Raw genomic sequence first — 2,714 nt, 5'->3', positions numbered from 1 at the left:
TGAGCCTGCAATTCCGAAAACCGTCGATTGCTGGCTGCAATATCAAACTTGTACCAAACCCAGTTAGCGATTGATTTGGAGATACATTTCACTTCTTTTTCCCACATCGGGACAGGGAAATCCCCATTTACCCGCATACACTGGTAATGCACTTCTTTCAGCCAGCCTTGCACCGTGTAGCCCTGCTGTTTGAACGCCAACACGTTTTTGTGCGCCCAACGGCTCACAAGGTTAAACACCGTGCAATTTCTGCTTAATCCGACCGCTTCCACGTTAGAGCGACCGATATAGGGCTTAAACTTGTCTAAATCCACGAAATCCGCAAGATACTCCAAATCGTAGCCCCTGATTGCGTCAGGAACGCCGCGCAGCGTCAGCCAATGCGGATGTTCGGGATTTTTCGTAATCAGCGATACAAAGCCCACATCACCGCGCAATTTCGCCTTATATGCTGCTTCAAGTGCAGCAAGATAGCGCAGGGCTTTTTGTCTCCCACCGTATTCCGCCGTCAGCACAGGCGCGGAAAGCGCATAGGCAAGGTGTGCGCCGCCGTTTTCCCTGTTGATTGCCGCCCAAGCAGGCATAGGCAGATTATTGTCTTCCCAAGCCAACCCCGCCCCTTCGTAATCCAAGTCAAAGAGCATAAACACACGCAGATGCGGCGGATTGACTTGGATGTAGCGGCGTTTGATGGCGGCAGCGTAAGAGCGCACCAGCATAGGCGCTTCTTTGAAATCTTTGCAGTATGGCTTGTGTGGGATACGTTCTTGCAAGAAGAGGTCGGGTTGGGTGTATAATTGGCTCATGTTGTATCTCGAAACCCCCGTGCAGATTGGCGTTTGGCGGGGGTTTTGCTTTGTCTAAGATTTGCAGATTGTATGCTTGTTTTTAAGATGATACAACTATGTCAAAATAACCATAATCAGATAACAGCCCGATAGGGGTTCTTATTTCAAAATTTTCCAATCCGCAATTTAGCGAAGCCAGCAGGCGAAGCGGTAAAGCTTGGAGCGCAGCAGCGCGACCTAAGCCGGCCAGCAGGGCGGCGTTTTGGGGGAAACATGAAACCAGTTCCGACAGGGCGGCGTGCGTGTTCTTCCCTGAGTTCTTCATGGAGTATCGGCGAAATGCCGTGATGAAATGCCGTTTTTTTGAGCAGAAAGCAGTCAAAAACAGGGGTATTTTGCCCTTTTGACAGGTTCGAGTGCCGCCGAAAAGCGAACAAAGCAACTCATCATCCGAGTCAGCCCGACCGAGTTTGAGACTTTGACCCGACAGAAGACCCATCCGAATTTAGCCCGCTACATTCGGGAGCGGGTTTTGGAAGATGGCAAAGCATCCGACAAAAAAACCGTCAAATTCCAATTCCCGCCCGAAGTCGTGCGCGTCCTTGCAGGCATGGGTAACAACCTGAACCAAATAGCCAAGGCCCTGAACACCGCCGCAAAGGTCGGCACGTTGGGCAATGTGGAAGCACTCAAGGCGACGACCGAGCTGGCAGCGTTGGAACGTTCCTTAAATTCCCTACGGGATTTTTTAGCCAAAGAAAAGAACGGATGGCAGTCCCAATGATTGTGCAGTTTTTCAATAGGGGGAAAGGCGGCGGGAGTGGTCCGATAGACTATCTTCTAGGCAAAGACCGCGACCGAGAAGAAGCCAGATTATTACGCGGCGACCCCGAAGAAACCGCCGCCCTGATAAACAGCAGCGATTACGCCAAGAAATACACCGCCGGCTGCCTGAGCTTTGAAGAAAGCAACATCCCCGCCGAACAGAAACACGCCCTGATGGACAGCTTCGAAGAGTGTATTTTTGCAGGCTTGGACAAAGACCAATACAACTGCCTATGGGTAGAACACCGAGACAAAGGGCGTTTGGAACTCAACTTCGTGATACCGAACATCGAGCTTTTGAGCGGAAAGCGGTTACAGCCCTACTACTACGCCGCCGACAGAGGAAGAGTGGACGCATGGCGCACCATGCAGAACCTGACGCACGGATACAGCGACCCAGACGACCCCGCCAAACGGCAGAGCATGACCCAAGCCAAAGACCTGCCGAGAAACACGCAGGAAGCCGCACAGAGCATCACAGAGCATCACAGACGGCTTAGAAGCCCTAGCCCTATCAGGCAAGCTAAAAAGCCGCGCAGACGTGCTGGAAACGCTGGAAAAGGTAGGTTTTGAAATATCACGAGCGACCATCAGCAGCATCAGCATCAAGAACCCGGACCCAAAAGGGCGCAACATCCGACTGAAAGGCGCACTGTATGAGCAAGATTTCCGATTTGGCGAAGACCTTCGAGCAGACATCACGCACCGAAGCCGCCAGCATAGAGCAACAAACGAAAGCAGACTTAGAGACGTTACGGAAAAATATCAACGAGGCATTGAAGCAAAGCGAGCAGAAAATAACCGCCGATATAAACGCCCGGCAGTTACGCATGAGCAAGGCAGTATTCAAGCCCTATCTGTGGAGCTTGCTAGGTATATCGGCGGCAGGGTTGATAGTCATAGCAGGGCTGTTCATAGCGATATGGAGCGTCAAGAACGAGCTGGACGACTTGAAACAGCAGAGAGCCGAAGCAGAGCGCACCCTAGACCTGTTGGAAACCAAGACCAAAGGTTTGACACTGGAAAATTGCCCAGTCGAGAACAGCAAAGCAACGCGGGTATGCGTAGCGACCGAGAAGCGAATGATGAAAGCCTTAACGC

The 2,714-nt window shown here is 51.7% G+C and carries 5 protein-coding genes; 3 read left to right on the top strand and 2 right to left on the bottom strand.

Annotated features, from left to right (window positions below; translation table 11 throughout):
- Together ACRPFF_RS10900 and ACRPFF_RS10895 are read right to left on the bottom strand one after the other, a co-directional pair.
- Window positions 1-806, bottom strand: an 806-nt coding sequence (locus ACRPFF_RS10900; RefSeq protein WP_033910861.1) for a replication initiation protein, incomplete at its 3' end; no start/stop codon positions are given.
- An 82-nt stretch (window positions 807-888) separates the two neighbouring features.
- Window positions 889-1,230: a hypothetical protein gene (locus ACRPFF_RS10895; protein ID WP_180365144.1), complete on the bottom strand. Its 342-nt coding sequence runs from the start codon at window positions 1,228-1,230 to the stop codon at window positions 889-891.
- A gap of 36 nt (window positions 1,231-1,266) precedes the next feature.
- Between ACRPFF_RS10895 and ACRPFF_RS10890 the strand changes: the two genes are divergently transcribed.
- The 3 genes from ACRPFF_RS10890 to ACRPFF_RS10880 all read left to right on the top strand — a co-directional run.
- Window positions 1,267-1,572, top strand: a complete 306-nt coding sequence (locus ACRPFF_RS10890) for a MobC family plasmid mobilization relaxosome protein (protein ID WP_003706530.1) — start codon at window positions 1,267-1,269, stop codon at window positions 1,570-1,572.
- A complete protein-coding gene (locus ACRPFF_RS10885) occupies window positions 1,557-2,186 on the top strand; it encodes a relaxase/mobilization nuclease domain-containing protein (RefSeq protein ID WP_003696452.1) in 630 nt (209 codons plus the stop codon). Before ACRPFF_RS10890 ends, ACRPFF_RS10885 begins: the two co-directional genes overlap by 16 nt.
- 83 nt (window positions 2,187-2,269) lie before the next feature.
- The coding region (locus ACRPFF_RS10880; protein WP_050161105.1) for an MbeB family mobilization protein at window positions 2,270-2,714 on the top strand (445 nt) is incomplete at its 3' end.

This window comes from Neisseria sp. SLRRB23 (assembly GCF_050896295.1).
Classification (GTDB): domain Bacteria; phylum Pseudomonadota; class Gammaproteobacteria; order Burkholderiales; family Neisseriaceae; genus Neisseria.
This window is presented reverse-complemented; position numbering and strand designations above follow the sequence as displayed.

Bases quoted from the DNA above. Each gene is read 5' to 3' on its own strand.
- ACRPFF_RS10885 (WP_003696452.1), top strand. From the start codon at position 1,557: ATGGCAGTCCCAATGATTGTGCAGTTTTTCAATAGGGGGAAAGGCGGC.